The sequence below is a fragment of the Mesorhizobium sp. M9A.F.Ca.ET.002.03.1.2 genome (assembly GCF_003952365.1).
Taxonomy (GTDB): domain Bacteria; phylum Pseudomonadota; class Alphaproteobacteria; order Rhizobiales; family Rhizobiaceae; genus Mesorhizobium.
Genome location: NZ_CP034443.1, coordinates 1679547 through 1702116, shown reverse-complemented (window position 1 = coordinate 1702116; position 22570 = coordinate 1679547). Strand labels below are relative to the sequence as shown.

Annotated in this window: 23 protein-coding genes and 1 pseudogene; 9 read left to right on the top strand and 15 right to left on the bottom strand. The window is 64.0% G+C overall.

All coding sequences use genetic code 11. The features are described from left to right. Positions 1-10 precede the first annotated feature (10 nt). From EJ066_RS08520 to def, 5 genes are all read right to left on the bottom strand, one after another. Entirely contained in the window at positions 11-520 is a 510-nt protein-coding gene (locus EJ066_RS08520) for an N-acetyltransferase (RefSeq protein ID WP_126036717.1), read from the bottom strand. Further along, on the bottom strand, positions 517-1452 hold the full coding sequence (fmt, locus tag EJ066_RS08515; protein WP_126036715.1) for a methionyl-tRNA formyltransferase: 936 nt from the start codon (positions 1450-1452) through the stop codon (positions 517-519). The genes EJ066_RS08520 and fmt overlap by 4 nt, the downstream gene beginning before the upstream one ends. A gap of 41 nt (positions 1453-1493) precedes the next feature. Next, positions 1494-1919: a type II toxin-antitoxin system VapC family toxin gene (locus tag EJ066_RS08510; RefSeq protein WP_126036713.1), complete on the bottom strand. Its 426-nt coding sequence runs from the start codon at positions 1917-1919 to the stop codon at positions 1494-1496. Next, positions 1916-2167 carry a plasmid stabilization protein gene (locus tag EJ066_RS08505; RefSeq protein WP_245455101.1) on the bottom strand — a complete coding sequence of 84 codons (252 nt, stop codon included), beginning with the start codon at positions 2165-2167 and terminating at the stop codon, positions 1916-1918. Before EJ066_RS08505 ends, EJ066_RS08510 begins: the two co-directional genes overlap by 4 nt. A 117-nt stretch (positions 2168-2284) precedes the next feature. Beyond that, positions 2285-2830 (bottom strand): peptide deformylase, encoded by a 546-nt coding sequence (def, locus tag EJ066_RS08500; RefSeq protein ID WP_126036709.1) that lies wholly within the window; start codon positions 2828-2830, stop codon positions 2285-2287. Positions 2831-2935: 105 nt separating this feature from the next. On the opposite strand from def, the gene EJ066_RS08495 reads away from it, so the two are divergent. Next, positions 2936-4210 (top strand): DNA recombination protein RmuC, encoded by a 1275-nt coding sequence (locus tag EJ066_RS08495; protein WP_126036707.1) that lies wholly within the window; start codon positions 2936-2938, stop codon positions 4208-4210. A 4-nt stretch (positions 4211-4214) separates the two neighbouring features. On the opposite strand, the gene EJ066_RS08490 is transcribed toward EJ066_RS08495, so the two are convergent. Together EJ066_RS08490 and EJ066_RS08485 are read right to left on the bottom strand one after the other, a co-directional pair. Then, a complete protein-coding gene (locus EJ066_RS08490) occupies positions 4215-4619 on the bottom strand; it encodes a GFA family protein (RefSeq protein ID WP_126043790.1) in 405 nt (134 codons plus the stop codon). 82 nt (positions 4620-4701) lie between these two features. Further along, positions 4702-4854 (bottom strand): annotated as a pseudogene (locus EJ066_RS08485) (transglutaminase family protein); the annotation flags it as partial. A gap of 211 nt (positions 4855-5065) precedes the next feature. On the opposite strand from EJ066_RS08485, the gene EJ066_RS32350 reads away from it, so the two are divergent. After that, positions 5066-5191 (top strand): hypothetical protein, encoded by a 126-nt coding sequence (locus EJ066_RS32350; RefSeq protein WP_126036705.1) that lies wholly within the window; start codon positions 5066-5068, stop codon positions 5189-5191. Positions 5192-5383: 192 nt separating this feature from the next. Then, positions 5384-5698, top strand: a complete 315-nt coding sequence (gene sugE, locus EJ066_RS08475) for a quaternary ammonium compound efflux SMR transporter SugE (RefSeq protein WP_126036703.1) — start codon at positions 5384-5386, stop codon at positions 5696-5698. A gap of 85 nt (positions 5699-5783) precedes the next feature. On the opposite strand, the gene EJ066_RS08470 is transcribed toward sugE, so the two are convergent. Then, positions 5784-6212, bottom strand: a complete 429-nt coding sequence (locus EJ066_RS08470) for a DUF6481 family protein (RefSeq protein ID WP_097571857.1) — start codon at positions 6210-6212, stop codon at positions 5784-5786. Positions 6213-6443: 231 nt separating this feature from the next. Between EJ066_RS08470 and EJ066_RS08465 the strand changes: the two genes are divergently transcribed. The 3 genes from EJ066_RS08465 to EJ066_RS08455 all read left to right on the top strand — a co-directional run bounded on the left by EJ066_RS08465 (position 6444) and on the right by EJ066_RS08455 (position 9987). Beyond that, a complete protein-coding gene (locus EJ066_RS08465; RefSeq protein ID WP_126043789.1) occupies positions 6444-7505 on the top strand; it encodes an LLM class flavin-dependent oxidoreductase in 1062 nt (353 codons plus the stop codon). Between the two features lie 154 nt (positions 7506-7659). Continuing rightward, on the top strand, positions 7660-8829 hold the full coding sequence (locus tag EJ066_RS08460; protein WP_126036700.1) for an AI-2E family transporter: 1170 nt from the start codon (positions 7660-7662) through the stop codon (positions 8827-8829). 156 nt (positions 8830-8985) lie between these two features. Next, positions 8986-9987 (top strand): LLM class flavin-dependent oxidoreductase, encoded by a 1002-nt coding sequence (locus EJ066_RS08455; protein ID WP_126036699.1) that lies wholly within the window; start codon positions 8986-8988, stop codon positions 9985-9987. A gap of 35 nt (positions 9988-10022) precedes the next feature. Here the strand turns inward: EJ066_RS08455 and EJ066_RS08450 are convergent, their stop codons facing one another. Then, positions 10023-11054 carry a LacI family DNA-binding transcriptional regulator gene (locus EJ066_RS08450; protein WP_126036697.1) on the bottom strand — a complete coding sequence of 344 codons (1032 nt, stop codon included), beginning with the start codon at positions 11052-11054 and terminating at the stop codon, positions 10023-10025. 219 nt (positions 11055-11273) lie between these two features. Here EJ066_RS08450 and EJ066_RS08445 point away from each other — a divergent pair, with 219 nt between their 5' ends. From EJ066_RS08445 to EJ066_RS08435, 3 genes are read left to right on the top strand one after another with little or no spacing between them, the layout of a single operon-like run. After that, positions 11274-12863: a sugar ABC transporter ATP-binding protein gene (locus EJ066_RS08445; protein WP_126043788.1), complete on the top strand. Its 1590-nt coding sequence runs from the start codon at positions 11274-11276 to the stop codon at positions 12861-12863. Further along, positions 12860-14176: an ABC transporter permease gene (locus EJ066_RS08440; protein WP_126036695.1), complete on the top strand. Its 1317-nt coding sequence runs from the start codon at positions 12860-12862 to the stop codon at positions 14174-14176. Before EJ066_RS08445 ends, EJ066_RS08440 begins: the two co-directional genes overlap by 4 nt. Beyond that, positions 14173-15141 (top strand): substrate-binding domain-containing protein, encoded by a 969-nt coding sequence (locus tag EJ066_RS08435; RefSeq protein WP_126036693.1) that lies wholly within the window; start codon positions 14173-14175, stop codon positions 15139-15141. The genes EJ066_RS08440 and EJ066_RS08435 overlap by 4 nt, the downstream gene beginning before the upstream one ends. A 74-nt stretch (positions 15142-15215) precedes the next feature. Here the strand turns inward: EJ066_RS08435 and EJ066_RS08430 are convergent, their stop codons facing one another. Genes EJ066_RS08430 through EJ066_RS08405 form a run of 6 tightly spaced genes read right to left on the bottom strand, consistent with a single transcriptional unit; the run spans position 15216 to position 22511 of the window. Next, positions 15216-15677 carry a MarR family transcriptional regulator gene (locus EJ066_RS08430; protein WP_126036691.1) on the bottom strand — a complete coding sequence of 154 codons (462 nt, stop codon included), beginning with the start codon at positions 15675-15677 and terminating at the stop codon, positions 15216-15218. Then, positions 15674-16258 carry an amino acid synthesis family protein gene (locus tag EJ066_RS08425; RefSeq protein WP_126036689.1) on the bottom strand — a complete coding sequence of 195 codons (585 nt, stop codon included), beginning with the start codon at positions 16256-16258 and terminating at the stop codon, positions 15674-15676. Before EJ066_RS08425 ends, EJ066_RS08430 begins: the two co-directional genes overlap by 4 nt. After that, on the bottom strand, positions 16251-17132 hold the full coding sequence (locus tag EJ066_RS08420) for a UPF0280 family protein (protein ID WP_126036688.1): 882 nt from the start codon (positions 17130-17132) through the stop codon (positions 16251-16253). The genes EJ066_RS08425 and EJ066_RS08420 overlap by 8 nt, the downstream gene beginning before the upstream one ends. Further along, positions 17129-18673, bottom strand: a complete 1545-nt coding sequence (locus EJ066_RS08415; protein WP_126036686.1) for a 6-hydroxynicotinate reductase — start codon at positions 18671-18673, stop codon at positions 17129-17131. The genes EJ066_RS08420 and EJ066_RS08415 overlap by 4 nt, the downstream gene beginning before the upstream one ends. Next, the gene (locus tag EJ066_RS08410; RefSeq protein WP_126043787.1) at positions 18670-21612 is read right to left on the bottom strand and encodes a molybdopterin-dependent oxidoreductase; all 2943 of its coding nucleotides are present in this window, start codon (positions 21610-21612) and stop codon (positions 18670-18672) included. The genes EJ066_RS08415 and EJ066_RS08410 overlap by 4 nt, the downstream gene beginning before the upstream one ends. Positions 21613-21650: 38 nt before the next feature. Then, positions 21651-22511 carry a xanthine dehydrogenase family protein subunit M gene (locus EJ066_RS08405; RefSeq protein WP_126036684.1) on the bottom strand — a complete coding sequence of 287 codons (861 nt, stop codon included), beginning with the start codon at positions 22509-22511 and terminating at the stop codon, positions 21651-21653. Positions 22512-22570 lie beyond the last annotated feature (59 nt).

Genomic DNA, 22570 nt, shown 5'->3' with positions numbered 1-22570 from the left:
CAGGATGAGGTTAGGCGGCGAGCGCGGAGCCAAAGGCCGAAGCGTAGACCAGCCTGCCGGTCTCCGGCGCTTCGCCCCAGGCCAGCGCCTGTAGCGCGTCGCCCTGGTATTCGCTCTCGAACTTTTCGGCGCGTGCGTGGCTGTAGCCGAAACGGCCGTAATAGGCGGGATCGCCAAGCACCACAGCCAGCACCTCGCCGGCGTCCTTCAGACGGATATGCGCCTCGCGGATCAGCGCGCCGCCGATGCCGGTGCCGTGGAAAGACGGCTCGACCGCCAAAGGCGCCAGCGCCACCGCCGGGAAGCTCTTGCCGCCGTTCAGCACGAAAAGCCGCGAAAACAGGATATGGCCCACCACCTGCCCGTCTTCGTCCGCCACCAGTTCGACAACGGCATCGCCGCCGGTGACCAGCGCGTCGACCAGCCCGGCCTCCGCCTGCTGGCCGAATGCATGTTCTTCGACAAGGCGGATCGCCTCGCGGTCCCGCGGCGTCGCCGCGCGTATAGACATCATGCTCATGAGAATTTCATTCCTTTTTCGAGCTTGGCCCCGCGCAGGAACTCCTGCGCGCTGACGGGCCTTCCGCCCGCCCGTTGAACTTCGACCAGCCTGATCGCGCCTGACCCGCAGGCGACCGTCAGCCGGCCGTCGAGAATTCCTCCCGGCTCGCCGGCGCCATCCGATAGCGTCGAGCGAAGCAGTTTCAGCCGTTCCATGCGGCCGCCAATTTCGACCTCGCACCATGCCCCCGGAAAAGGCGACAGGCCGCGAATATGATCGTGGACCTCGCCGGCAGGCCGCGTCCAGTCCACGCGCGTCTCCGCTTTATCGATCTTTTTGGCATAGGTCACCCCCGCCGTCGCCTGTGTGGTAAATGTCAGGGTATTCCGCTCCAGCCGCGCCAGTGCTTGCACGATCAGCGCCGCACCAAGACTCATCAACCGATCGTGCAGATCACCGGCCGTCATATCGGGGTCGATGGCGCATTTTTCAACCATCGCCACCGGACCGGTGTCCAAGCCTTCTTCCATCCGCATCACCATCATGCCTGTCTCGGCATCGCCGGCCATGATGGCGCGCTGGATGGGGGCGGCACCGCGCCAGCGCGGCAACAGCGACGCGTGGCCATTGAGGCAACCGAACCGCGGCGCCTCGAGAATGGGCTTGGGTAACAGCAATCCATAGGCGACGACGATGGCGACATCGGCCCGCAAGGCGCGGAATGCCTGCTGCTCGGCCTCGCTCTTCAGCGACACCGGCGTTCGCACCTCGATGTCCAGCCGCTCCGCCTCGCGCTGCACCGGCGACGGCGTCAATTCCAGCCCGCGGCGACCGGCGGCGCGCGGCGGCTGGGTGTAGACAGCCTTTATCTCATTCCCGGCTTCGGCGATCGCCCGCAGCGTCGGCACCGAGAATTCGGGCGTACCCATGAAGATGACGCGCAGGGGCATTTTTGCTCCGGGTCCAGTCTTGGTCTGGCCGTTAGATTGGGTCAGGCATCCGCTTCAAACGGATTTACTAGCTTCAGGTCAAGCCCGTCGAAGTCTCTGATATTGCGGGTCGCAAGCGTAGCGTCATGCGCCAGGCAGATTGCGGCGATCATCGCGTCAGGGAGGCTGATCGGGCGGCCATGTTGCTCCCGCGCGGCGCGAAGCTTTCCAACCAGCCGGGGGACCGATCCGGCAAAATCCACGATGCGGCCAGCAAACTGCTGCGAAATCAGGTGATCGAGCACGCGAACATAACGGTCCGACCCCGTCTTGTTCAAAAATCTTTCCGCGCCGAAAGACTGCTCCATGATGACAGGGCCGCACATATAGAGCTCTAGAAAGTCCTGTTTGCGAAACCATGCAGAGACATTCGAATCGGGCGCGAGCTTGCTGGCTTCGGAAACAATGTTGGTATCGAGGACAATCACTCGAAATCCTCGACCGGGCGACCGAAGTCGCGTTTCCGTTCGGCCTCGATTTCGTCCATTATCTTTGCGAACTCGTCGTCAATCGCGTTTTCAGCAGCGAATGCCGAGCGAATCGCGTCCCATGCCGAAAGACCCGGTTCCGGCTTGGCCTCTCTTTCCGCGACCATGCCTTTGCGCAACAGATCGATCGCTTTGCCCGACAGACTTTGGCCGCCCTTGTGCGCCGCCTGTTCGATCTCGCGCTTCAAGGGTTCGGGAATATTTCTGATCAGCATATCGCCCATCGGCACCTCCAAGTCGATATCAATGATATCGGCGCGAGGACCTTTGCTCAACATGTATTTCAAGCTGCTGCTTGAAATACCCTATCCCACCAGCTTGCCCGGCGCCTTGTTGCCCGGCGTCTTCTCCCTGGCGAGCTTCTTGAACTTCTTCACCACCATGTCGCGCTTCAGCTTCGAGATGTGGTCGATGAACAGAACGCCGTTCAGATGGTCGATCTCATGTTGCAGGCAGGTCGCCATCAGCCCCTCGGCCTCGATCTCCTGCAGCTTGCCGTCGCGGTCGAGATATTTCACCCGGACAGCGGCGGGGCGCTCGACCTCGGCATAGTAATCCGGAATCGACAGGCAACCCTCCTCGTAGACCGAGCGCTGATCGGCGCTCTCAAGGATCTCCGGATTGATGAAGATATGCGGCGCCGGCGTCTCGTCTTCCTTGGCAAGGTCGATCACCAGCATGCGCAGCGGTTCGCCGACCTGGATCGCCGCCAGACCGATGCCCGGCGCGTCATACATGGTCTCCAGCATGTCGTCGGCCAGTTTGCGCAAGGCGCCGTCGACGCGCTCGACCGGTTTCGAAACCTGGCGCAGGACGGGATCGGGAAGGATGATGAGCGGCTTGATCGACATGGCGTCTCACCTAAGACCTCGCACGAAAAGCGTCAACCGGGGCGTTTGAAGCGCTGTTCACGTTTTGATCTGTGCCATCAGAGCGAATCATCTATGCTGTCCCACATGAACGACCTGACATCAATCCTGTCCGAACCTGTCGCCCGGCTCGGCGCCACCACGATCACGCTCGGCCATGCACTGGCATTTGGCGCGATCCTATTCCTGGGCCTGTTCGTGGCACTCGTCGTCGCGCTGTGGCGGTCGGCCAAGGCGCGTGCGGTGGCGGCCGCGGAAGCCGCCGATCATGCCCGCGACGCCGAGGCGCGGATGGCCGGCATCTTGGCGAGCCAGGCCGAAATGCAGGGCCGCATGGGCGCCATCGCCGAAGTGTTCGGGGCGCGGCAGGCCGAACTCACACAGTCGATCGGCCAACGCCTCGACGCAATGACCGGCCGTCTCGGCCAGACCATGACCGAGCAGACCAAATCGACGCATGAGAGCCTCGCCAAACTGCAGGAACGGCTGGCGGTCATCGATACGGCGCAGGGCAACATCCAGTCGCTCGCCGGCCAGGTCGTCCAGCTTCAGGCGATCCTCTCCAACAAGCAGACGCGCGGCGCCTTCGGCCAGTCGCGCATGGAGGCGATCGTCGCCGACGGCCTGCCGCACGGTGCCTACGAATTCCAGGCGAGTTTGTCGAACGGCAGCCGGCCCGACTGCCTGGTCAAGATGCCGAACGGCGCGCCGGCACTTGCCATCGACGCAAAGTTTCCGCTGGAAGCCTGGAACGCCATCCGCGCCGCCGAAGGCGCCGATTTGCAGAAGGTCGCCGCACAAGCGTTTCGGCGTGACATCGAGGTGCATGTCCGCGATATCGCCGAAAAGTACCTGATCCAGGGCGAGACGCAGGACACCGCCTTCATGTTCGTGCCGTCGGAATCGGTGTTCGCCGAGATCCACGAGAATTTCGAGGGGATTGTCCACAAGGCGCACCGCGCCCGCATCGTCATCGTCTCGCCGTCGCTGCTGATGCTGTCGATCCAGGTCATCCAGGCGATCCTCAAGGACGCACGCATGCGCGAGCAGGCGCATTTGATCCAGGGCGAAGTCATCCGGCTGATGGAGGATGTCTCGCGGCTCGACGAGCGGGTGCGCAAGCTGCAGAGCCATTTCGGCCAGTCGGCCAAGGATATCGACGATATCCTCGTCTCGACGTCGAAGGTGACCAGGCGCGGCCAGAAGATCGAGGCGCTGGAGTTCGGCGCGCAGCCGACGGAGGGCGACGCCGGATCGGCCGAGACGACACGTGGGGCCGGCGCGAAGGCCGAAGCGGGTGCGCGCGTCGCCGACTCCAAGACCGGTCAGCTTAGACTAAGGGTCGTCGAAGGCGACGACTGAGAGGCTACTGCTCCTCGACGATCGTCGTGCCTTCGAATTCCGGCAGCCAGTGCAGCGCCGAGCGGTGCCACAGCTGCTTTCTCGGAACCAGCTCTTCGCGCTGCCGCGCCGTGCCGACCCTGATGCCATAGATCTTTGGTCCGTCGCCAACCGAAGTGGCGTAGAGATGCGAACCGCAGTCGGCGCAAAAGGCCTGGGCGCGCTTGGCGCCGCTCGATCCGGTCTTGATGTAGATCTTCGGCACGCCCTTGGTGATCCGGTAATGATCCTCCGGCGCCGGCACGGTCACCCGAAATGCTGTGCCCGTCAGCTTCTGGCAATCGGTGCAGTGACAAATATTGGTCTTCTCCGGATCGACTTCCGCCTCGTAAGTGATGGCGCCGCAATGGCACCCGCCGTCGATTTTCATCTTCATTCCTCCCTTCAGCCGCGCCTCGGTGCGTTCGAGCTTAACGGCGCGTCCGCCGAAGCTCCACAAGCAATCACGACGCGCGGTAGCTCTCGATCGGCATCGGTGGGTTCGAGGTCAGGAAATCCGGCCGCTCGAGACCGGACGCGCGGGAATAGTGGACGTTGAGCATCACGATCAGCGGCGTTTCCTGCGGAAAGTCGAAGCCCATCTCACAGCCGATATGGATTCGCATTGTCGTCCTGACTGGTCTGCCGGATCATCACCCGGCGAAGGCACGGGCCGATGCTGCAGTGCGAAAAAGATCATCGCACGGACCGGCGCGGTTTACGAGCGAATTGGAATCGGTTGACAGCCGCCGGCTGGCGCCGGCGCCAGATTATGCCTCTTGCGGTCGGGCGTTTCTCTTGGTTCATTTCGCTTGCCACAATCGGAGGAAACGAATCATGGCTAAAGGTGCGATGAAGGCGGGCAAAGAGGCCCGCAAGCCGAAGAAGGACGCGAAGAAACCCGCCGCTGCCCCAGCCCTGAAGGCACCGCCCGTTAAGGCGATCAAGCTCAAGGACAGGTAAGCCTCGGCGTTTCGGCGCAAGGTCATGACCGGCGGCATTTCAGGACCAATCGATAGTCAGCGATTGGTTCTGAAATGCCGCCGATGTTGCTGTTGATTGGGCGCGCGAAATTTCTATATCCACGCAGCGAAGACGGCTTCGCGCTTTCCCCGAAATCGGCCGGGACGACCCGCAATCCAATGGAGCGTTCCGATGTCGTGGATTCTTCTCTTCTTCGCCGGCCTGTTCGAGATCGGCTGGGCGATCGGCCTCAAATACACTGATGGCTTTTCGAAGCCGCTGCCGACCGTGCTGACCGTTGCCTCGATGGTCGTCAGTCTCGCCTTGCTCGGACTGGCGCTGAAGACGCTGCCGGTCGGCACGGCCTATGCGGTGTGGACCGGCATCGGCACCGTCGGCACGGCGTTGCTTGGCATCTGGCTGCTCGGCGAGCCTGCGACCGCGATCAGGCTGGCCTGCATCGCACTTATTGTCTGCGGCATCATCGGGCTGAAGCTCGCGGCTTAGTTGCTACGAGGCCGCAACACAAACGCCTTCAGGGCCGCTGCAAGGCGCGGCCCTGAGTCGATTGGTGGATCGCGCTATGAAAGCGCTAGCGGGCTGAAAAGCCCGGAGGCGTCCGGCCGGTGCGCTGCTTGCGCGCCGCATAGCGCGCGTCGCGCTTGGCCTTGCGTTCGGCCTCGTCGGCAAGAAGACGAGCGATGCGCTCGTTCTCTTCGGCTTCCCGGATCTTCGCTTCCGCTTGGGCTGCTTCTTCCGCAGCGATGCGCGCTGCTTCGGCAGCAGCCTCGCGCTCGGCCTTTTCTGCCGCCTCGCGCGCCAGCTTTTCCTGCTTCAGCCTGGCCTTTTCGGCCTCGCGTATCGCACGGGCTTCGAGGATTGCCTTGCGTTCGGCCTGTCGTGCCAGCACCGCGGGATCGTCTGCTGCCGGTTTTGACTTGAAGCGCTCCAGAAGCGCCTTCTTTGCCTCGTTCGCGGCATTGCGCCGCTCAAAAATGTCTTTTTCCCTGTAGATAGCCAAGTCCACTTCCCTGAAGTCAATTCGCGACGCTTACATACGCGTGAAAACCGAGAGTTCAAGCGCCAAAACGGTATGCCAGGCATGAAATTCTGGGCTGTTGCAGTCGGGAGACGCCATTCCGGCTGAATTCGGCTGAAACCGACAAGCACTGTTCACCATCCGCCCCTCTGGCGATGCGACAGCCGGATCGCTACCTGTAGCGCGAAAAACGAAACGCCAGGATGACACATGATGGAACTCGGTCTCTACACCTTCGCCGACGTCAGCCCGGAACCGGGTCCCGGTGCCATCGGTGCGCATGAGCGGTTGCGCAACCTGATCGAGGAGATCGAGCTGGCCGACCAGGTCGGCCTCGACGTGTTCGGACTGGGCGAGCATCACCGTCCCGATTATGCTGCTTCAGCGCCGGTGGTGGCCCTGGCCGCGGGTGCCGAACGCACCAGGCGCATAAAGCTGACCAGCGCGGTCACTGTGCTTTCCTCCGACGATCCGGTTCGTGTCTTCCAGCAGTTTGCGACGCTCGACCTTCTGTCCGGCGGCCGGGCCGAGATCATGGCCGGGCGCGGCTCGTTTATCGAATCCTTTCCGCTGTTCGGCTACGATCTCGAAGACTATGACGAACTCTTTGCCGAGAAACTCGACCTGCTGCTTGCCATCCGCGATCATGTCAAGGTGGCCTGGTCAGGCAGGCTGCGCGCTCCGATCAACGGCCGCGGCGTCTATCCCCGCCCGTTTCAGGAAAGACTGCCGGTCTGGATCGCAATTGGCGGCACGCCGCAGTCTGCCGCCCGCGCGGGCGCGCTCGGCCTGCCGCTGGCGCTGGCCATCATCGGCGGCGAGCCGGCGCGGTTCGCGCCGCTGTTCGATATCTACAGGGAGGCGGCCAAACGGGCCGGCAAGGATCCGTCTGATCTGGCCACCAGCCTCAACGTCCACGGCTTCATCGCCGACACCGCCGACCAGGCGGCCGACGATTTCTATGGGCCGCAGGCCGAGGTGATGAACCGCATCGGCCGGGAGCGCGGCTGGGGTCCAACGTCGAAGGCGCATTTCGACCAGTCGCGCGGGCCGAACGGCGCGCTGTTCGTCGGCAACCCCGAACAGGTGGCCGAGAAGATCGTTGCCCAGCACAGGATATTTGGCAATGACCGCTTCCTGCTGCAGATGGCGATCGGCATCATGCCGCACGCCAAGATCATGAAGGCAATCGAGCTTTACGGCACCAAGGTGGCGCCGATCGTGCGCAAGGAAACGGCGAAGGCCATTCCCGCCGTGGCCGCACCAGGCGCCTGATTCCCAATCGCCTGATTCCCAGTCACCTGATTCATCGGTAAGGTCGCAACGACCTTGCCGTCAATACATCAACGCCGGCTAACGGAACTTTGAAGCCGCAAAGGCGTTTTTTGCCAACGGCCGACACCATTGCGGTGTGCCCCCGAGGGTCAGAATGAAAGCCGAACCCGCCGCTTTGGGCGCAGGCGTTGCCGAAAGCCCCGATCCGCGCGTCGAGGCGCGTGCGGACACGCATTTGATGCGTTCGCTGCTCGTCGGCATCTTCATCCTGATGGCGATCTACGCGCTCTACTTCGCCCGCGCCTTCTTCATGCCGATCATTCTGGCTTTCCTGCTGACGCTGACGCTGACGCCGATCGTCCGCTTCCTGCGCAAGCGCGGCATGCCCGATGTGATGTCGGCGACACTGCTGGTGGTGCTGTCGCTCTGCGCCGTCGCCAGCGCCGGCTATCTTTTGAGTGGTCCGGTCATCGATCTCATCAACAACACCTCGTCGATTGGCCAGCAGCTGACCGAACGTCTCGCGCAACTGCGGCGTCCTTTCGAAAGGATCATGGAGATTTCGCATCAGATAGAGGGACTGACGCAGACATCGCAGGAGCCGGGCGTTCAGAGGGTAGCCATGACGCAATCCGGCCTTCTCTCGCAAGCCGCCAGCAATTTGCTGTCGGCAGGCACCGGGGTCATCATCGTCTTCGTCCTGTCGCTGTTCCTGCTCGCCTCCGGCACGATGTTCTATGAGAAGATCGTCCAATCCTTCCCCAGTCTCAGCGAAAAGAAGCGGGCACTGCGCGTCGTCTATGATGTCGAACGTGAAATCTCACACTACCTGCTTACCGTCGCCGTAATCAATACATGCCTGGGCGTGGTCATCGGACTCGGACTCTGGGCACTCGGCGTGCCCAACCCGCAGGTCTGGGGCGCGGCGGCGGCTCTGCTCAATTTCCTGCCCTATATCGGGGCGGCGATTACGATCACGCTTGTCACGATCATGGCGCTGATCAGCTTCGACACGATTTCCTACGCGCTGCTGGCGCCGGCCTTCGTGCTTTTGTGCGATACCGTCGAAGGTCAGTTCGTGACGCCAACGGTGGTCGGCCGGCGGCTCGAGATCAACGCGGTGGCGATCCTCATCGCCATCGCCTTCTGGTCCTGGCTGTGGGGCTTTGTCGGCGCGCTGATGGCGGTGCCGCTGCTGGTCGTCATCAAGGTGTTCTGCGACCACTTCGACGGCCTCAGCCATGTCGGCAATTTCCTGGCGGCGCAGCATACGGCGGTTGAGAACGAAGAGATTTCCGACACCGAGAAAGCGGCGGGCGCATGATCAGGGAACCGGAATAAGTTCCGAAAGGATCCTCGAACTCAAAAATGCCAGAGCGTCCTTTGCGCCTGCCTGAACGCGCGGCGTCTGTTCAATTTTTTGAATTTGCGGCAGTGGCGATCGCTTCCTACATCCTTCCCGTCCATAGGATCCCCGCCCATGACCGCTCTTTCCGTTCTCGACCTGTCGCCGATCGTCGAAGGCAGCAACGCTTCGCAATCGCTCGCCAATTCGCTCGATCTCGCCCGCCATGCCGAGCAGATGGGATACAAGCGCTACTGGCTGGCCGAGCATCACAACATGCCGGGCATCGCCAGCGCTGCCACCTCCGTCGTCATCGCCCATGTCGCGGGCGGCACCAGGACGATACGCGTCGGCGCCGGCGGCGTCATGCTGCCCAACCATTCGCCGCTGGTTATCGCCGAGCAGTTCGGCACGCTTAACGCGTTGCATCCCGGCCGCATCGACCTCGGCCTCGGCCGGGCGCCGGGCACCGACATGGGCACGGCGCGCGCGCTGCGCCGTAACCTCGAGGCCGGAGCCGACAGTTTCCCGCAGGATGTCGTCGAGCTGATGGGTTATTTCCAGCCGGCCGAAGACGGTCAGCGCATCCGCGCCGTGCCCGGCGAGGGCGAAAAGGTGCCGATCTGGATCCTGGGCTCAAGCCTCTATGGCGCGCAGCTCGCCGCCATGCTCGGCCTGCCCTATGCGTTCGCCTCGCACTTCGCGCCGGCCGAACTGGACCACGCGCTGGAGATCTACCGCTCGCGCTTCCAGCCGTCGGAACAGCTCGACAAGCCCTATGTCATGCTCGGCCTCAATGTGTTCGCTGCACCCTCAGACGCCGAGGCGCGGCTGTTGTTCACCTCGCTGCAGCAGGCCTTCGTCAATCTGCGCACCGGCCGGGCCGGCCGGTTGCCGCCGCCGGTCGAGGGTTACGAGCGCGATCTCGACCCTATGGCGAAAACCATGCTTGGCCAGGCGCTGTCCTGCGCCGTCGTCGGCGCCCCGGAGACGGTCAGCAACGGCATCGAGGCTTTCGTGCAACGCACCGGCGCCGACGAGCTGATGGTCACCGCGCAGATTTTCGACCACACGGCGCGGGTGCGATCCTTCGAGATACTGGCGGAAGTCCACAAATCGCTGTCGCAAGCGGCCTGACGGTCTTTCCGCTGGACACTTTTGGGCGACATGCATCAGGCGCTGACGCTTTGTGCGATCGCCCCCAAGGGCGCCCCGAGCGGCCGGCATGAATTGCGGATCATCAGGCGTCCCTTGAGCGCCAGTTTGCGCGGCGGCGCGTCCCTGTTTCCGGCGAGTCGGTCGAGCAGGAGATTGGCGGCCTGCTCGCCGATCGCCTTGACCGGTTGTGCGACCGTGGTCAGCTGCGGCTGGAACACGTCCGACCACGGAAAATCGTCGAAGCAGGCAACCGATATATCCTCGGGGCAGGTCAGCCCGATATCGCGGATCGCCTTCATGGCGCCGATCACCATCGGGTTGTTGGCCGAGAAGATCGCGCTCGGGCGGTCATGCAGCGAAAGCAGCTGCATCGTGGCGTTGTAGCCATCGACTTCGTGGAAGTTGCCGAAGCGGATGAGCTCGTTCTCAATTGGCAGGCCGGCGGCCTGGAGCGCTTCTCGATATCCCGCCATGCGGTCATGCATGGGCGAGATGTCGAACGATCCGGAGATGTAACCGATCCGCCGGTGGCCGAGATCGATCAGATAGGTGATGGCGTCGAACACGGCGCGCTGGTTGTCGAGAATGACGGTGTCGGTATCGACGCCTTCGCAAACACGGTCGAGCAGCACCACCGGCACGTTGGCGTCGTCGACAATTCTCTTCAGGATCGCGCCGTCGCCGACGCGCGCAACGATCAGCCCGTCGACCATCCGGTCGAGCAGCAGCCTGATCTGGTCGTCCTGCGTGTTCAGATCCTCGTCCGTGCAGCACAGCATGACCGCATAACCGGCGCGGTCGAATGCCTGCTGGATGACCGAAACGACATCGGTGAAGAACGGATTGGTGATGTGGGGGACGGTAAGCCCGATGGTGCGGGTCGTGCCCATCTTCAGGCTGCGGGCGATGGCGTTGCGCTTGTAGCCAATGTCGCGGATCGCCTGTTCGATGCGCTGGCTGAGCTCGGGACTGACAGTCGCGGTGCCATTGATCAGCGCCGAGACGGTGGCGACCGAAACACGCGCCACTTCAGCCACGTGCAGCATGGTCGGAGCCGTGGACTTTCGCTGCTTTTTTCGCCCTGACGCCATCATCTTCGAAACGTTTCACCGCCCTCTACCTGCAATACCTACGGAAACTCGCGGATTTGCGCAAGAATTGAAATGCATCAATCGCGCCCCATCAGATACCGGCTTGACATGATCGAAACGTTTAGATTAGCGTTTGGGGCGTTCGACGACGACGGAAGGGAGGCCGTCCTTGTCATGGAGCACGGCAATTCCATCACGTCCGGAAATGATGCGGCTGCGGCTGGCCGCTCGGCTGTCGTGCTGAGCGCCGAGCACATCTCCAAGACGTTCGGCGGCATCGCCGCACTTGTCGATGTCGGCTTCGACCTCAGGCATGGCGAGGTCCATGCGCTGATGGGGGAAAACGGCGCCGGCAAGTCGACGCTGATGAAAATCCTCTCCGGCGTCTATACCGATTACGAAGGCACGGTCAGCATCGACGCCCGGTCGGTCCGTTTCGCCGGCGTCCGCGATGCCGAAGACGCCGGCATCGCCATCATCCACCAGGAACTCAACCTCGTCCCCGAACTCAGCGTTGCCGACAACATCTTCCTGGGGCGCGAGAAGCTGATCGCCGGACTTATCGTCGACCGCAAGGCAAGCAGCCGTGCCGCCGATGCGCTGCTGCAGAGGCTCGGCATCGAGCTCAACCCGGAGGCGCGGGTCGGCAGCTTGCGCGTCGGCGAGCAGCAACTGGTCGAGATCGCCAAGGCACTGTCGATGTCGGCGCGCATCCTGATCATGGACGAGCCGACGTCCGCGCTTTCGCCGGCCGAATGCCAAAGACTGTTCCGGATCGTCCGTCAGCTCGCCGACAGCGGCGTAGCGATCGTCTACATTTCGCACCGTATCGACGAAGTCATGCATCTGGCCAGCCGGGTCACCGTGTTTCGCGATGGACGCCACGTGCTCACCGAGGCGATGGCAAGGCTCGACGAAAACACCATCATTTCGGCGATGGTCGGGCGAAACCTGCTTGCCTCTTCCCAGGAAGAGCGCGGCCCCAGCGGCAAGATCGTCCTGTCCGTAAGCGGCTTGTCGCTGTCGAAACCCGACCGCCACGGCTGGCGCACCGCGCTCGACGGCGTCTGCTTCGATCTCGCCACCGGGGAAATTCTGGGGATAGGCGGGCTGCTGGGCTCGGGACGCACGGAAATCCTGGAGACCATCTTCGGCTCCAGTGGCGGGCATGCCGGCGGCGAAATCCGGCTCGACGGCGAGCCCGTGGAAATCCGTTCGCCGCGCGACGCCCGCCGGCTCGGCATCGCCCTGGTGACAGAGGACCGCAAGACGCAAGGCTTGCATCTTCAGGCGTCGATCACCGACAACGTCGCGCTGCCGCTGGTCGGAGCGCTGGCGCGGTTCGGCCTTCGCTCGCTGGCTGGAGAACAAGGCCTGGCGCGGCACGCCGTCAAGACGCTCGGCATTCGCTGCGGGACCATCGAGCAGCCGGCGGGCACGCTGTCCGGCGGCAACCAGCAGAAGGTCGTCATCGGCAAGTGGCTGGCGACGCGGCCGCGGGTGCTGTTGCTGGACGAGCCGACGCGCGGCATCGATGTCGGCGCCAAGCGCGAGATCTACGACCTCATCTTCAAGCTGGCGCGAGACGGGCTCGCCATCGCCGTCATCAGCTCGGAATTGCCGGAGCTGTTGCATCTTTCCGACCGCATCCTGGTCATGGCCGATGGCCGCCAGACGGGAATCCTCTCACGCGCGCAAGCCAGCGAGGAGGCTATCATGCGGCTTGCGGCGCCGCGCCGGACCATGACGAGACCCGCAGCATGAGTATCTTGAACGTTCTGTCCCGGACAAAGCTCTATTGGGGCCTGATCGCCATCTTCCTGATCGGCGTGCTGGGCTCGCCGATCAGTTCCAAGGGCAACAACATCTTCCTGTCCTATGGCAATCTGCTCGATGTGCTGCGCCAGGTGTCGACCACCGGCCTGATCGCCACCGGCATGACGGCGGTGATCATCACTGGCGGCATCGACCTTTCCGTCGGCTCGCTGATGGCGATCTGCACCGTGGTCTGCGCCATGCTGCTGACGGTCCCGGGCGTCACGCCGGCGGTGGTGCTGGGGGTGCCGACGGTTGCCGTAACAGCCCTTTGCCTCGGCATCCTCGCCACCCGTTTCATCTTCCTGAACATCGAAAAGTCCCGCGCCGGCTCGCAGGCCACGCACGACATCAGGCTCGACGGCGTTCGTGGGCTGGTCACGCCCGCCATTGTCGGGGTGATCCTCTGCTCTCTCGTGCTGTGGTTCCTGCTGCCGCAGGTAGGCTCAAAGTTCGGCGTGCTCGGCGTGCTGCTGGTGGCGCCTTGCGTCGGCCTGCTGTTCGGCGCGCTCAACGGCTTCATCATCGTTGCCGGGCGGCTGCAACCTTTCATCGTCACGCTGGCGATGATGGTGACGGCGCTCGGCATCGCCCGGCTGACCGCCGGCCAGAACAATGCTGTGCTGCCGGTGTACACCGGGTCGAACGCCACCGCCGATTTCGAAATGCTGCGCTCGCTGGTGTTCGGGGTGATCCCGATGCCGGGCCTGTTCTTCCTCGGCGCGATCCTGATCTACGGAGCCGTGCTGCGCTTCACGCCGTTCGGCCGCTACGTCTATGCCATCGGCGGCAATGAAGAGGCGGCGCGGCTGTCCGGCATCGCCGCCGGCCGCGTCAAGATCGCCACCTACGCCGTGTCCGGATTGCTGGCCGGCGTGGCGGCGGTGCTCTATGTCGCACAGTACAGGCAAGGCAAGCCGGATGCCGGCGCCGGGCTGGAGCTCGACGCCATCGCCGCCGTGGTCATCGGCGGCACCAGCCTGATGGGCGGACGCGGCAGCCTCATCGGCACATTCTGCGGCGTGCTGATCTTCGGACTGCTCTCGAACATCCTGCAATTGCACAACATCAATTCGAACCTTCAGCTCGTGCTGAAGGGGATGATCATCATCGGCACCGTGCTCGTGCAGGAGCGCAACGCCGTTGATCTTCTCTTCTATCTGCGTCTGCCTGGTGGAAAAGCAGCGCGCAAGGAAACGACCGCAGCAAAGCGGCCGTCAAAAGAGACCCCGTCTCTAAATCTTGGAGGAAACAAGAAATGAAACGACGTGACATGTTGAAGCTTGCCGCTGTCGGCGCGGCACTGCTGACCACGACCGCCCTTTTGACCAGCGGCAACGCCTACGCGCAGGACAAGAAGTGGAAGATCGGCTTCTCCCAGGTGACGACCATCGAGCCGTGGCGCGCCCAGTTCAACAAGGACATCCTGGCTGAGGCCGCCAAGCATCCCGACGTCGAGTTGATCGTCACCGACGGTGAGGACAAGACCGAAAAGCAGGTCGCCGATGTCGAGAACCTGATCCGTCAGGAAGTCGACGCGCTGCTGGTGTCACCGAAGGAATCCGCCGGCCTGACCGGCGTCGTGCAGCAGGCGATCGATGCCAAGATCCCGGTTTTCGTGCTCGACCGCAATGTCGAAACCAAGGATTACACCCAGTTCGTTGGCGGCGACAACAAGCTGATCGGCCGGGCTGCCGGCGAATATGCCGTCGAGCTGCTCGGCGGCAAGGGCAAGGCCGCCGGCAACGTCGTCGAGATCTGGGGCGGCATGGGCACCCAGCCGGCACATGACCGCCATGACGGCTTCCATGAATTCACCGACAAGGAGCCGGGCATAAAATACCTGCTCGACCAGCAGTCGGGCGACTGGAAGCAGGACCAGGCCTACAACATCATGGCCACGGCCCTGCGCAACAACGAGACCATCGATCTCGTCTACGGTCACAACGACCCGATGGCCTACGGCGCCTATCTTGCCGCCAAGGATGTCGGGCGCGAAAAGGACATCAAGTTCATCGGCATCGACGGCCTGCCCAATGAAGGCGTGACGCTGGTCAACAATGGCGAGCTGACGGCGACCTTCACCTATGTGACGCCGGGCGCCGAAGGGCTGCGGCAGGCGATCAAGTTCCTGAACGGCGAGCAGGTCGAAAAGACCATCACTTTGCCAACTGAGAAGATCACCAAGGAAAACGCCGCTCAGATCCTGAAGGACAACGGGCTCTGAGTTGAAACTTCCCTGCCGGGCGGACATCGCCCGGCAGGGAGAAAAATTCAAGCTTCGACAGGCAAGCGGCAGCCTCAGGCCAGCTTGGCCAAAAGCCTCATGAAGGTGGCGACCTCCTTGGCGGACAGCGGCGCCAACGTTTCCTCCGTGATGTCGCGGGCGATCGGGATCAGCCGCTCGATGGCATCGCGGCCCTCGGCGGTCAGATTGACCAGCAGACGCCTTTTGTCGACCTCATGCTTGGAAAGCTCGACCAAGCCGCGCGCCTTGAGCCGGTCGATCACACCTTTCACCGTCGCCGCGTCCATGGCGATCAGGCTGCCAAGCTGGTTCTGCGAGGTCTCGCCGACGTCGTGCAATTTGGCCAGGGCGGCGAATTGCGGCGGTGTCAGGTCGGCGATATGTGCCGCGAAGATCGAGACATGGCGCTGGTGCGCCTTGCGCAGGATGAAGCCGACCTGCTCCTGCAAGCGGTAATCGTTTTCGTCAGGCTCCTCGGCCTCGACGAGCTTGAGCAGATTGTCCTCGCCGCTCACCGCAGCCCGTCCCAAGCCTTGATGTCTTTCGCCGCGAGGCCGCCCATGCGGTCGTGCACGCGCGGGCCGCAGCTCATGGCGAGGCAGAACAGGATTTCGTCGGGACGGGGCCCGTCGCTGATGCCGACCTCCATGGCATCGAAATGGCTGCGCACATAGGCGGCGTTGATATGGCCGAGCGGCACGTCGAGCCGCGAGCCGAAGGCGCCAACCTTCTTTGCCGACGGCACGATCGCCTTGGCGTCGCCGAGCCGCTCGCGCATGGCGTAGCCGCCAGGAACATGCCACAGCGCGCCATGCTCCAGCTCACCCGCTATGCCGACGATGGCGCCCTTGCCGTAGCCGTCGATATGTTTCACGTCGCCGCCCAATGCGGCGATCAGCTTGTCGGAGAGCAGCAGGCCGAGCGGCTTCAGATCGTCCATGGCGCCCTGCAGCTCTTCCACATAGCGCCCGGCGAACGGGTTCTTCACCACCGCCATGGCGGCGGCGCGGCGGCGCGGAACCTTCGCCACCGGCCCGCCCTCGTGAAAGATCTCTTCGGTCAGCACCGCAATCTTGCGGATCGCAAACTCAGGCATCGGCAATTTCCTTCCTTGATTTCTCGTTGGGCGCAGCGAGCGCCATGGGACCGGCGATCCGTGCCTGACCGGCAAGGAACAGCGCTGAAGCGGCAATCAGGCCCTGTCGCCGAAAATCTTCTGCGACAGCAAGCCCGCTGTCCAGCGCGGCGGCGATTTCACCAGGGGAAAGCGGGCCTACGCCTTGGATGACTAGGCGATCGCCAAGGTCGCTGTCGGGCGCCAGATCGCGCGCCGGCAAGCGCTCGATGGCAGGATGACCGGGCAGGTCGACGGCGTTGGCGATCAGGGTCGCGGCGGCATCGGCCTCTGCACCCGTCCGCGCCAGCACGGTGACGGCGTCGGCGATGCCCAGCGAAAAGGAACGGCCGCGCCAACCGCTTGTCGCAACGCCGCGAATCCCGTCCCCGGCGCGAATCGTGATACGGTCCGCCAGCCCATGACCTGTCCCGGCAATGGCGAGGGTCATGGACTGGTCGCTGCCGAGATGGATCGCGCTGTCGCCGCCATTGTTGACATAGGCGCGATCGAGTCGGCGCCCGGCCAGCAGCGCGCCAAGCATTTCGTCGGCTACCGAACCGGCAACGGCGGCCATCGGCGTGATGAATTGTTTCGCCAGCGGCACGACGGCCGCCTCCATGCGGCACGCCGTCGGCCCGGCGAAAGCGCGCGGCTGTGACGAAGCCGGGCGGCGCAGCTCGATGAGTTCGTCGACAAGTTCGGGCAGGATTGTCTGGAAGCGTGCCACCGCCTGGCCATAGGCGGCGCGGCATTCGTTCGCATCGCCTGATGCCTCGATGATCAGGTCGATCGGGCCATGGTTGAGATGCAGCCGCCGGCCGTCCTTAAGCCAATGCGCCTGTGGGCCGTTCATCGCCTAACCCCGTTGCCCGCTGCGCGCCGCAACTGTGCCAGCGGCGGCCACGGATTGCTGGCTGGCGCGCCCGTGCCATGACGCGGATTGAGGTACTCGCCGCCCTTGGCAAGGATGTCCTCGACGCTGCGGATCTCGGCTTCATAGCCGCCGAGCCTGACATAGTCGTCGCGGCGCAGCGTGAACTCGATCGGTGCCACCAGCGCCGGCGTCGGCACATAGCCGAAGGCATTTTCCGGCACGCGGGTGACATCGACCATCAGGGTGATGCCGCCGCCCGGCCAGACATAGACCGGTGCGCCGCCGACCGTGACATAAGTCGTCAGGCCCTGCACCGAGCGGGTCAGATTGACCGGGTTCTCGGTGACGCCGGCGCGCAGCGAACCGCCGGCGCCGCCTATGAACAGCACGGTGCACAGCGCCGGCTCGCAATTGTCCTCGATCAGGCCGACGGATTTCTGCAGCCGCTCCGGGAACGGTTTCTGAACCGGCTTCAATTCGTCGTCGAGTTCGTAGTAAGCGAACTGCTCGCCGGTGGTCGAGACCATCAGCAGCGACAGGCCCGGCCGCGCGCCTTTCTTCGCGTTCCATTCGCCAAGGATCGACAGCGGGTCGGAAATGTTGGTGCCACCCCAGCCGAGGCCGGGCTCGGACACCTTGAAATAGCGGCCCGGCGTCGAACGGCGGCCGATGATCTTGATGCCGGTGTCCTGCCAACCCAGCACCTTGCCAGCCTGATGCTCGGAAACGACGCCGGTGATGTGGTCGTCGACCACCACCACCTCGTCGACCAGGCCGCGCCACTGGGTGGCGAACATGCCGATGGTGGCCGAGCCGCAGCCGACGCGCATGCGATGTTCGAGCTTGCCGTCGATGACCGGCGGCTTGCCGGCTTCGACGATGATTGCAGCACCTCCCTCGATGGTGAGTTCGACCGGCTTGCGGTTGCACAGATCAAGCAGCGCGTCGCAGGTGGCGCGACCCTCGGCCTTCGAGCCGCCGGTCAGATGATGCACGCCGCCGAGCGACAGCATCTGCGAGCCGTATTCGCCTGTCGTGACGTGGCCGATCGCCTCGCCTCCGGCGCGCACCGTCGCCGTTTCGGGACCGATATGACGGTCGGTGTCGATTTTCACCTTGACGCCGCAATAGGAGAAGATGCCCTCGGTGACCACGGTGACGAGATCGACGCCCTCGACCTCCTGGCTGACGATGAAAGGGGCCGGCTTGTAGTCGGGATAGGTGGTGCCGGCGCCGATCGCAGTGACGAAGCGGCGGCCGGTATTGACCAGTTCGCCGTCCCAGGCCTCGCCTTCGGCGACAAACGGCACGACAGCGCCGCCGGTCTCGGCCGCATGGTCGAGGATGGTCAGCGGATCTATCCGCACGATCCTGCCGCCGACATTGCCGTAGCGGTCGCAGGCGCCGGTGCGGCCGTCGGCGATGTAGCACATGACCGGGCAGGCATCGCAGCGGATCTTCTCCGCCACCTGCTTCTCGCCGGGATCATGCGTCTCGAAACGTTCGGCAAGCTCGCTCATCGGCGTGCCTCCTTGTCGCGGATGACGGCGCGGATACGGGCAGGCGTCGCCGGAATTTTGGTGACCAGGACGCCGGCGGCATGACGGATGGCGTTGAGGATCGCCGGCGCCGTCGGGATCAGCACATGCTCGCCCAGGCCCTTGGCGCCAAAGGGTCCTTCCGGATCCGGAACTTCGATCAGGATGGTCTCGATCGGCGGCACGTCACCGATCGTCGGGATCAGGTAGTCGTGCAGATTCTCGGTGCGGCCGGGGATGTATTCCTCCATCAGTGCCATGCCGATGCCTTGTGCGATGCCGCCCTCGATCTGGCCTTCGGCGAGCAGAGGATTGATCGCCTTGCCGACATCATGCGCGGCGGTGATCTTGATCAGCTTCACCGTACCGAGCTTGAGATCGACCTCGAGTTCGGCGATCTGCGCGCCGTAGCCGTAGACGGCATAGGGCTTGCCCTGGCCCTTTGCATCGAGCGGCAGCGTCGGCGGATCATAGCTTTCCTCGGCGCGAAAGACGAAGCCGTCAGCGTCGGACTTTAGCGTCGAAAGATCGATCCGCCGCGTCGCTTCTCCCTCGCCGATGGCCAAGTTGTGCCCTTCCAAGGCAATCGTCGCATTTTCGGAGACATTGGCGAAGCGCAAGATCATTTCTCGCAAGGCGCGGCCGGCCTTTTCGGCGGCCTTGCCGGTCACGAAGGTCTGGCGTGAGGCGGACGTCTTGCCGGCGTCCGGCGTGATCGCGGTGTCGGCACTTTTCAGCCGGAATCTTTCGAGCGGCAGACCGAGCGCGTCGGCACAGATTTGGGCAATGACCGTGTTCGAGCCTTGCCCGATATCGACCGCACCCTGGTGCAGGACGGCATCGCCATAGGCGGAGATGCCGACCCGGATGGTCGACGGATTGGGCAGCGAGGTGTTGCCGCAGCCATACCAACAAGAGGCGACGCCGACGCCGCGTTTCTTTGTGCTACTGTCGGCGTTGAACGTCTCGGCGTCGACAAGCGCACGCTCCCAATGCGGCCGCAACGCCTCAAGGCACTCGGCGATGCCGACGCCCGATTCCAGCTTCTGGCCGGTAACCGTTTCGGATCCGTTACGAAGGCAGTTTTTCAGGCGAAAATCGAGCCGGTCGATGTCGAGCTTCCCGGCCAGCTCGTCATAGAGGGTTTCCTGCATGATCGTCGCCTGCGGCACGCCGAAACCGCGGAAGGCGCCCGAGATCGGGCCATTTGTGTGGATGGCGCGGCCTTCGGCACGATAGTTCGGCGTCGCATAGGGACCGGAGGCGTGCACCGGCACGCGGTTGGCGACGGTCGGGCCCCAGCTCGCATAGGCGCCGGTGTTGAAATCGCCCGCGAAAACCATGCCGGTGACGCGGCCATCGGCATCGGCGCCGATCGTCGCCTTCATCTCGGCGGGATGACGCTTGGTGGTCGATATCATCGATTCATTGCGGGTATAGGCGAGTGCCGCCGGCCGCCCGGTCTTCATCGCGACCAGGCCGATCAGCGGCTGCAACGAAACGTCGAGCTTTGAGCCGAAACCGCCGCCGGTGGCGGTCGGGACGATACGCACCTTGTCGACGGCAAGGCCAAGCACCTTTGCCACGTCGTCGCGGTCCATGTAGGGCGCCTGCGTACAGGCAACGACGACGAGCGTGTCGCCATCCATGTAGGCATAGCCGGCTTCCGGTTCGATATAGGCGTGCTCGACACAGGACGTGTCGATGGCCCCCGAAACGACGAAAGCCGAGCCGGCAAGGGCGGCCTCCGGGTCGCCGCGCTCGACAAAGCCTGATGTGAGCAGGTTCGCCGGCCGGTTCTCGTGGATCAGCCGCGCGCCGCCGGCCTGCGCCTCGCAAGGCTGCAGAAGGTGCGGCAGTTCGATCCAACGAACAGGAAAATCCGAAAGATCGAGATCGAGGATGGCTTCGTGCTCGCCGGCAACCAGCGCCACCGCCTCGCCGCGAAAGCGTGAAAAACCTTCGGCCAGCGCCGGCTGGTCGGCGAAAGGCGCAATGACGCCGAAGCAGTTCTTTCCGGGAATGTCGGCGGCGGTGAAGACGCCGACGATGCCGGGATGGGTTTTCACCCAGCCGTCGAGCTCGCCAAAGGCGAAGCGGGCATGATGGTGCGGCGAGCGGACCACCAGCACCGCCAGCGCATCGGCCGGGAAGGAATCGCCGCCGAATTTTTCGCCGCCGGTGACCTTCGGCAGGCCGTCGAGCCTGATCGGGGACGAACCAACGGCGTGGCCCGAGGTTGGCATTCTGCGGTCAAGAGTGCGGTCGAGCTGGTCAGGTTGGCGCTGCCCCTCACCCTTACCCTCTCCCCGTGAAGAACGGGGAGAGGGGGTCGCCAGCGCCGGAGCCTCTTCCTTCTCCCCGTCACTATACGGGGAGAAGGTGCCGGCAGGCGGATGAGGGGCAGCGCTATCACTTGCGAACCGTCCAGCATTCATCACCGCCGCGATGATCTTCCGGTAGCCGGTGCAGCGGCAGAGGACGCCGCCCAGCGCATCTTGGGTTTCGGCCTCGGTTGGGTTGGGCTTGTTGTCCAGCAGCGCGGTTGCCGCGATTAGCAGGCCGGGTGTGCAGATGCCGCATTGCGCCGCGCCGTGGTCGAGGAACGAGGCTTGCAGCGCCGACAATCTGCCGTTGGCGAGCCCTTCGACCGTGGTCACCACTGTGCCAGCGGCAGAAGCCGCCGACATGAGGCAGGCGCAGACGGGTTCGCCGTCGACAAGCACCGTGCAGGCGCCGCAGTCGCCGGCGTCGCAGCCGATCTTGGTGCCGGTCAGGCGCAATTCGTCGCGCAGCACCGAAGAGAGACGGCGAACCGGCGGCACGCAGACGGAAACGGCGGCGCCGTTGACCTCGAAGGCGATGTCGGCGCATTCCATGCCAGGCTGAGCTTCGGTCATGCCAGGCTGAGCTTTGCTCATGTCGGGCTGAGCTTTGCTCATGTCGGGCTGAGCTTTGCTCATGCCGCCGCCTTTTCCGCAGGCACATGACCCGCCGCGTCGAGCACCGCGCGGGCGACAATCTCGCGCGCGGCGTCCAGCCGGTATTCGGCGCTGCCGCGGACATCGCCGATCGGCGAAAGCTCGTCCATCGGCGCGGACTGGACCGCAGTGGCGAGAGCGTGGCTGACCGGGAGGCCGCGCAAGGCTGCTTCGACACCTGAAAGACGCTTGGCGACCGCCGAACAGGAGCCGACGGCGACGGCAACATTACCGACGATGCCGTCCTCAACGGACAAGCGGGCGGCCGCCATGGCGATGGAAATGACGAGATAGCGACGCGCGCCGAGCTTCACGAAAGCCGACGTGCCGGCGGCCGCGTTTTTCGGCACGCGGATGGCGGTGACCATTTCGTCCGGCCGCAGTTCCGTGCGGCGGTTCCCCAGGATGAATGTTTCCAGCGGCAGATGGCGGGCCATCGCCGCGGAGCGCAGTTCGACCTCGGCGTCGAGGACGAGCAGCGCCGGCACGCCGTCGGCGGCCGGAGAGGCATTGCAGAGATTGCCGGCGATGGATGCGGCGTTCTGGATCTGCACGGAGCCCACTTCCCGCGCCGCCTGCTTCAGCGCATCGAAAGCCGCCGGCAGCGGATGACGGACAAGATCGGTCCAGGTCGTGCGCGCGCCGATGACCCAATGGTCCCCGGTTTCGGCGATACCGCGCAGCGCTGCGAGACTGTTGATGTCGAGGACATTTTCGCGGAAAGGCTTGGCTCCTTGCGCCGGATAGAAATCGGTGCCGCCGGCAAGGATGCGCCACGAACCCTCGCCCAGCAAAGCGAGCGCCTCGTCGACGGTGGTGGGTTTCGCGTAACGGATCACGCTTTGCCTTCCCAAAAGGGGCCTTCCGGTGGGATCCAGCCGGCGTCCGAGCCGGTCAA

Coding starts and splice junctions, on each gene's coding strand:
- EJ066_RS08520 (WP_126036717.1), bottom strand. CDS start 520: ATGAGCATGATGTCTATACGCGCGGCGACGCCGCGGGACCGCGAGGCG.
- fmt (WP_126036715.1), bottom strand. CDS start 1,452: ATGCCCCTGCGCGTCATCTTCATGGGTACGCCCGAATTCTCGGTGCCG.
- def (WP_126036709.1), bottom strand. CDS start 2,830: ATGTCGATCAAGCCGCTCATCATCCTTCCCGATCCCGTCCTGCGCCAG.
- EJ066_RS08495 (WP_126036707.1), top strand. CDS start 2,936: ATGAACGACCTGACATCAATCCTGTCCGAACCTGTCGCCCGGCTCGGC.
- EJ066_RS08490 (WP_126043790.1), bottom strand. CDS start 4,619: ATGAAAATCGACGGCGGGTGCCATTGCGGCGCCATCACTTACGAGGCG.
- EJ066_RS32350 (WP_126036705.1), top strand. CDS start 5,066: ATGGCTAAAGGTGCGATGAAGGCGGGCAAAGAGGCCCGCAAGCCGAAG.
- sugE (WP_126036703.1), top strand. CDS start 5,384: ATGTCGTGGATTCTTCTCTTCTTCGCCGGCCTGTTCGAGATCGGCTGG.
- EJ066_RS08465 (WP_126043789.1), top strand. CDS start 6,444: ATGGAACTCGGTCTCTACACCTTCGCCGACGTCAGCCCGGAACCGGGT.
- EJ066_RS08460 (WP_126036700.1), top strand. CDS start 7,660: ATGAAAGCCGAACCCGCCGCTTTGGGCGCAGGCGTTGCCGAAAGCCCC.
- EJ066_RS08455 (WP_126036699.1), top strand. CDS start 8,986: ATGACCGCTCTTTCCGTTCTCGACCTGTCGCCGATCGTCGAAGGCAGC.
- EJ066_RS08450 (WP_126036697.1), bottom strand. CDS start 11,054: ATGCTGCACGTGGCTGAAGTGGCGCGTGTTTCGGTCGCCACCGTCTCG.
- EJ066_RS08445 (WP_126043788.1), top strand. CDS start 11,274: ATGGAGCACGGCAATTCCATCACGTCCGGAAATGATGCGGCTGCGGCT.
- EJ066_RS08440 (WP_126036695.1), top strand. CDS start 12,860: ATGAGTATCTTGAACGTTCTGTCCCGGACAAAGCTCTATTGGGGCCTG.
- EJ066_RS08435 (WP_126036693.1), top strand. CDS start 14,173: ATGAAACGACGTGACATGTTGAAGCTTGCCGCTGTCGGCGCGGCACTG.
- EJ066_RS08425 (WP_126036689.1), bottom strand. CDS start 16,258: ATGCCTGAGTTTGCGATCCGCAAGATTGCGGTGCTGACCGAAGAGATC.
- EJ066_RS08420 (WP_126036688.1), bottom strand. CDS start 17,132: ATGAACGGCCCACAGGCGCATTGGCTTAAGGACGGCCGGCGGCTGCAT.
- EJ066_RS08415 (WP_126036686.1), bottom strand. CDS start 18,673: ATGAGCGAGCTTGCCGAACGTTTCGAGACGCATGATCCCGGCGAGAAG.
- EJ066_RS08410 (WP_126043787.1), bottom strand. CDS start 21,612: ATGAGCAAAGCTCAGCCTGGCATGACCGAAGCTCAGCCTGGCATGGAA.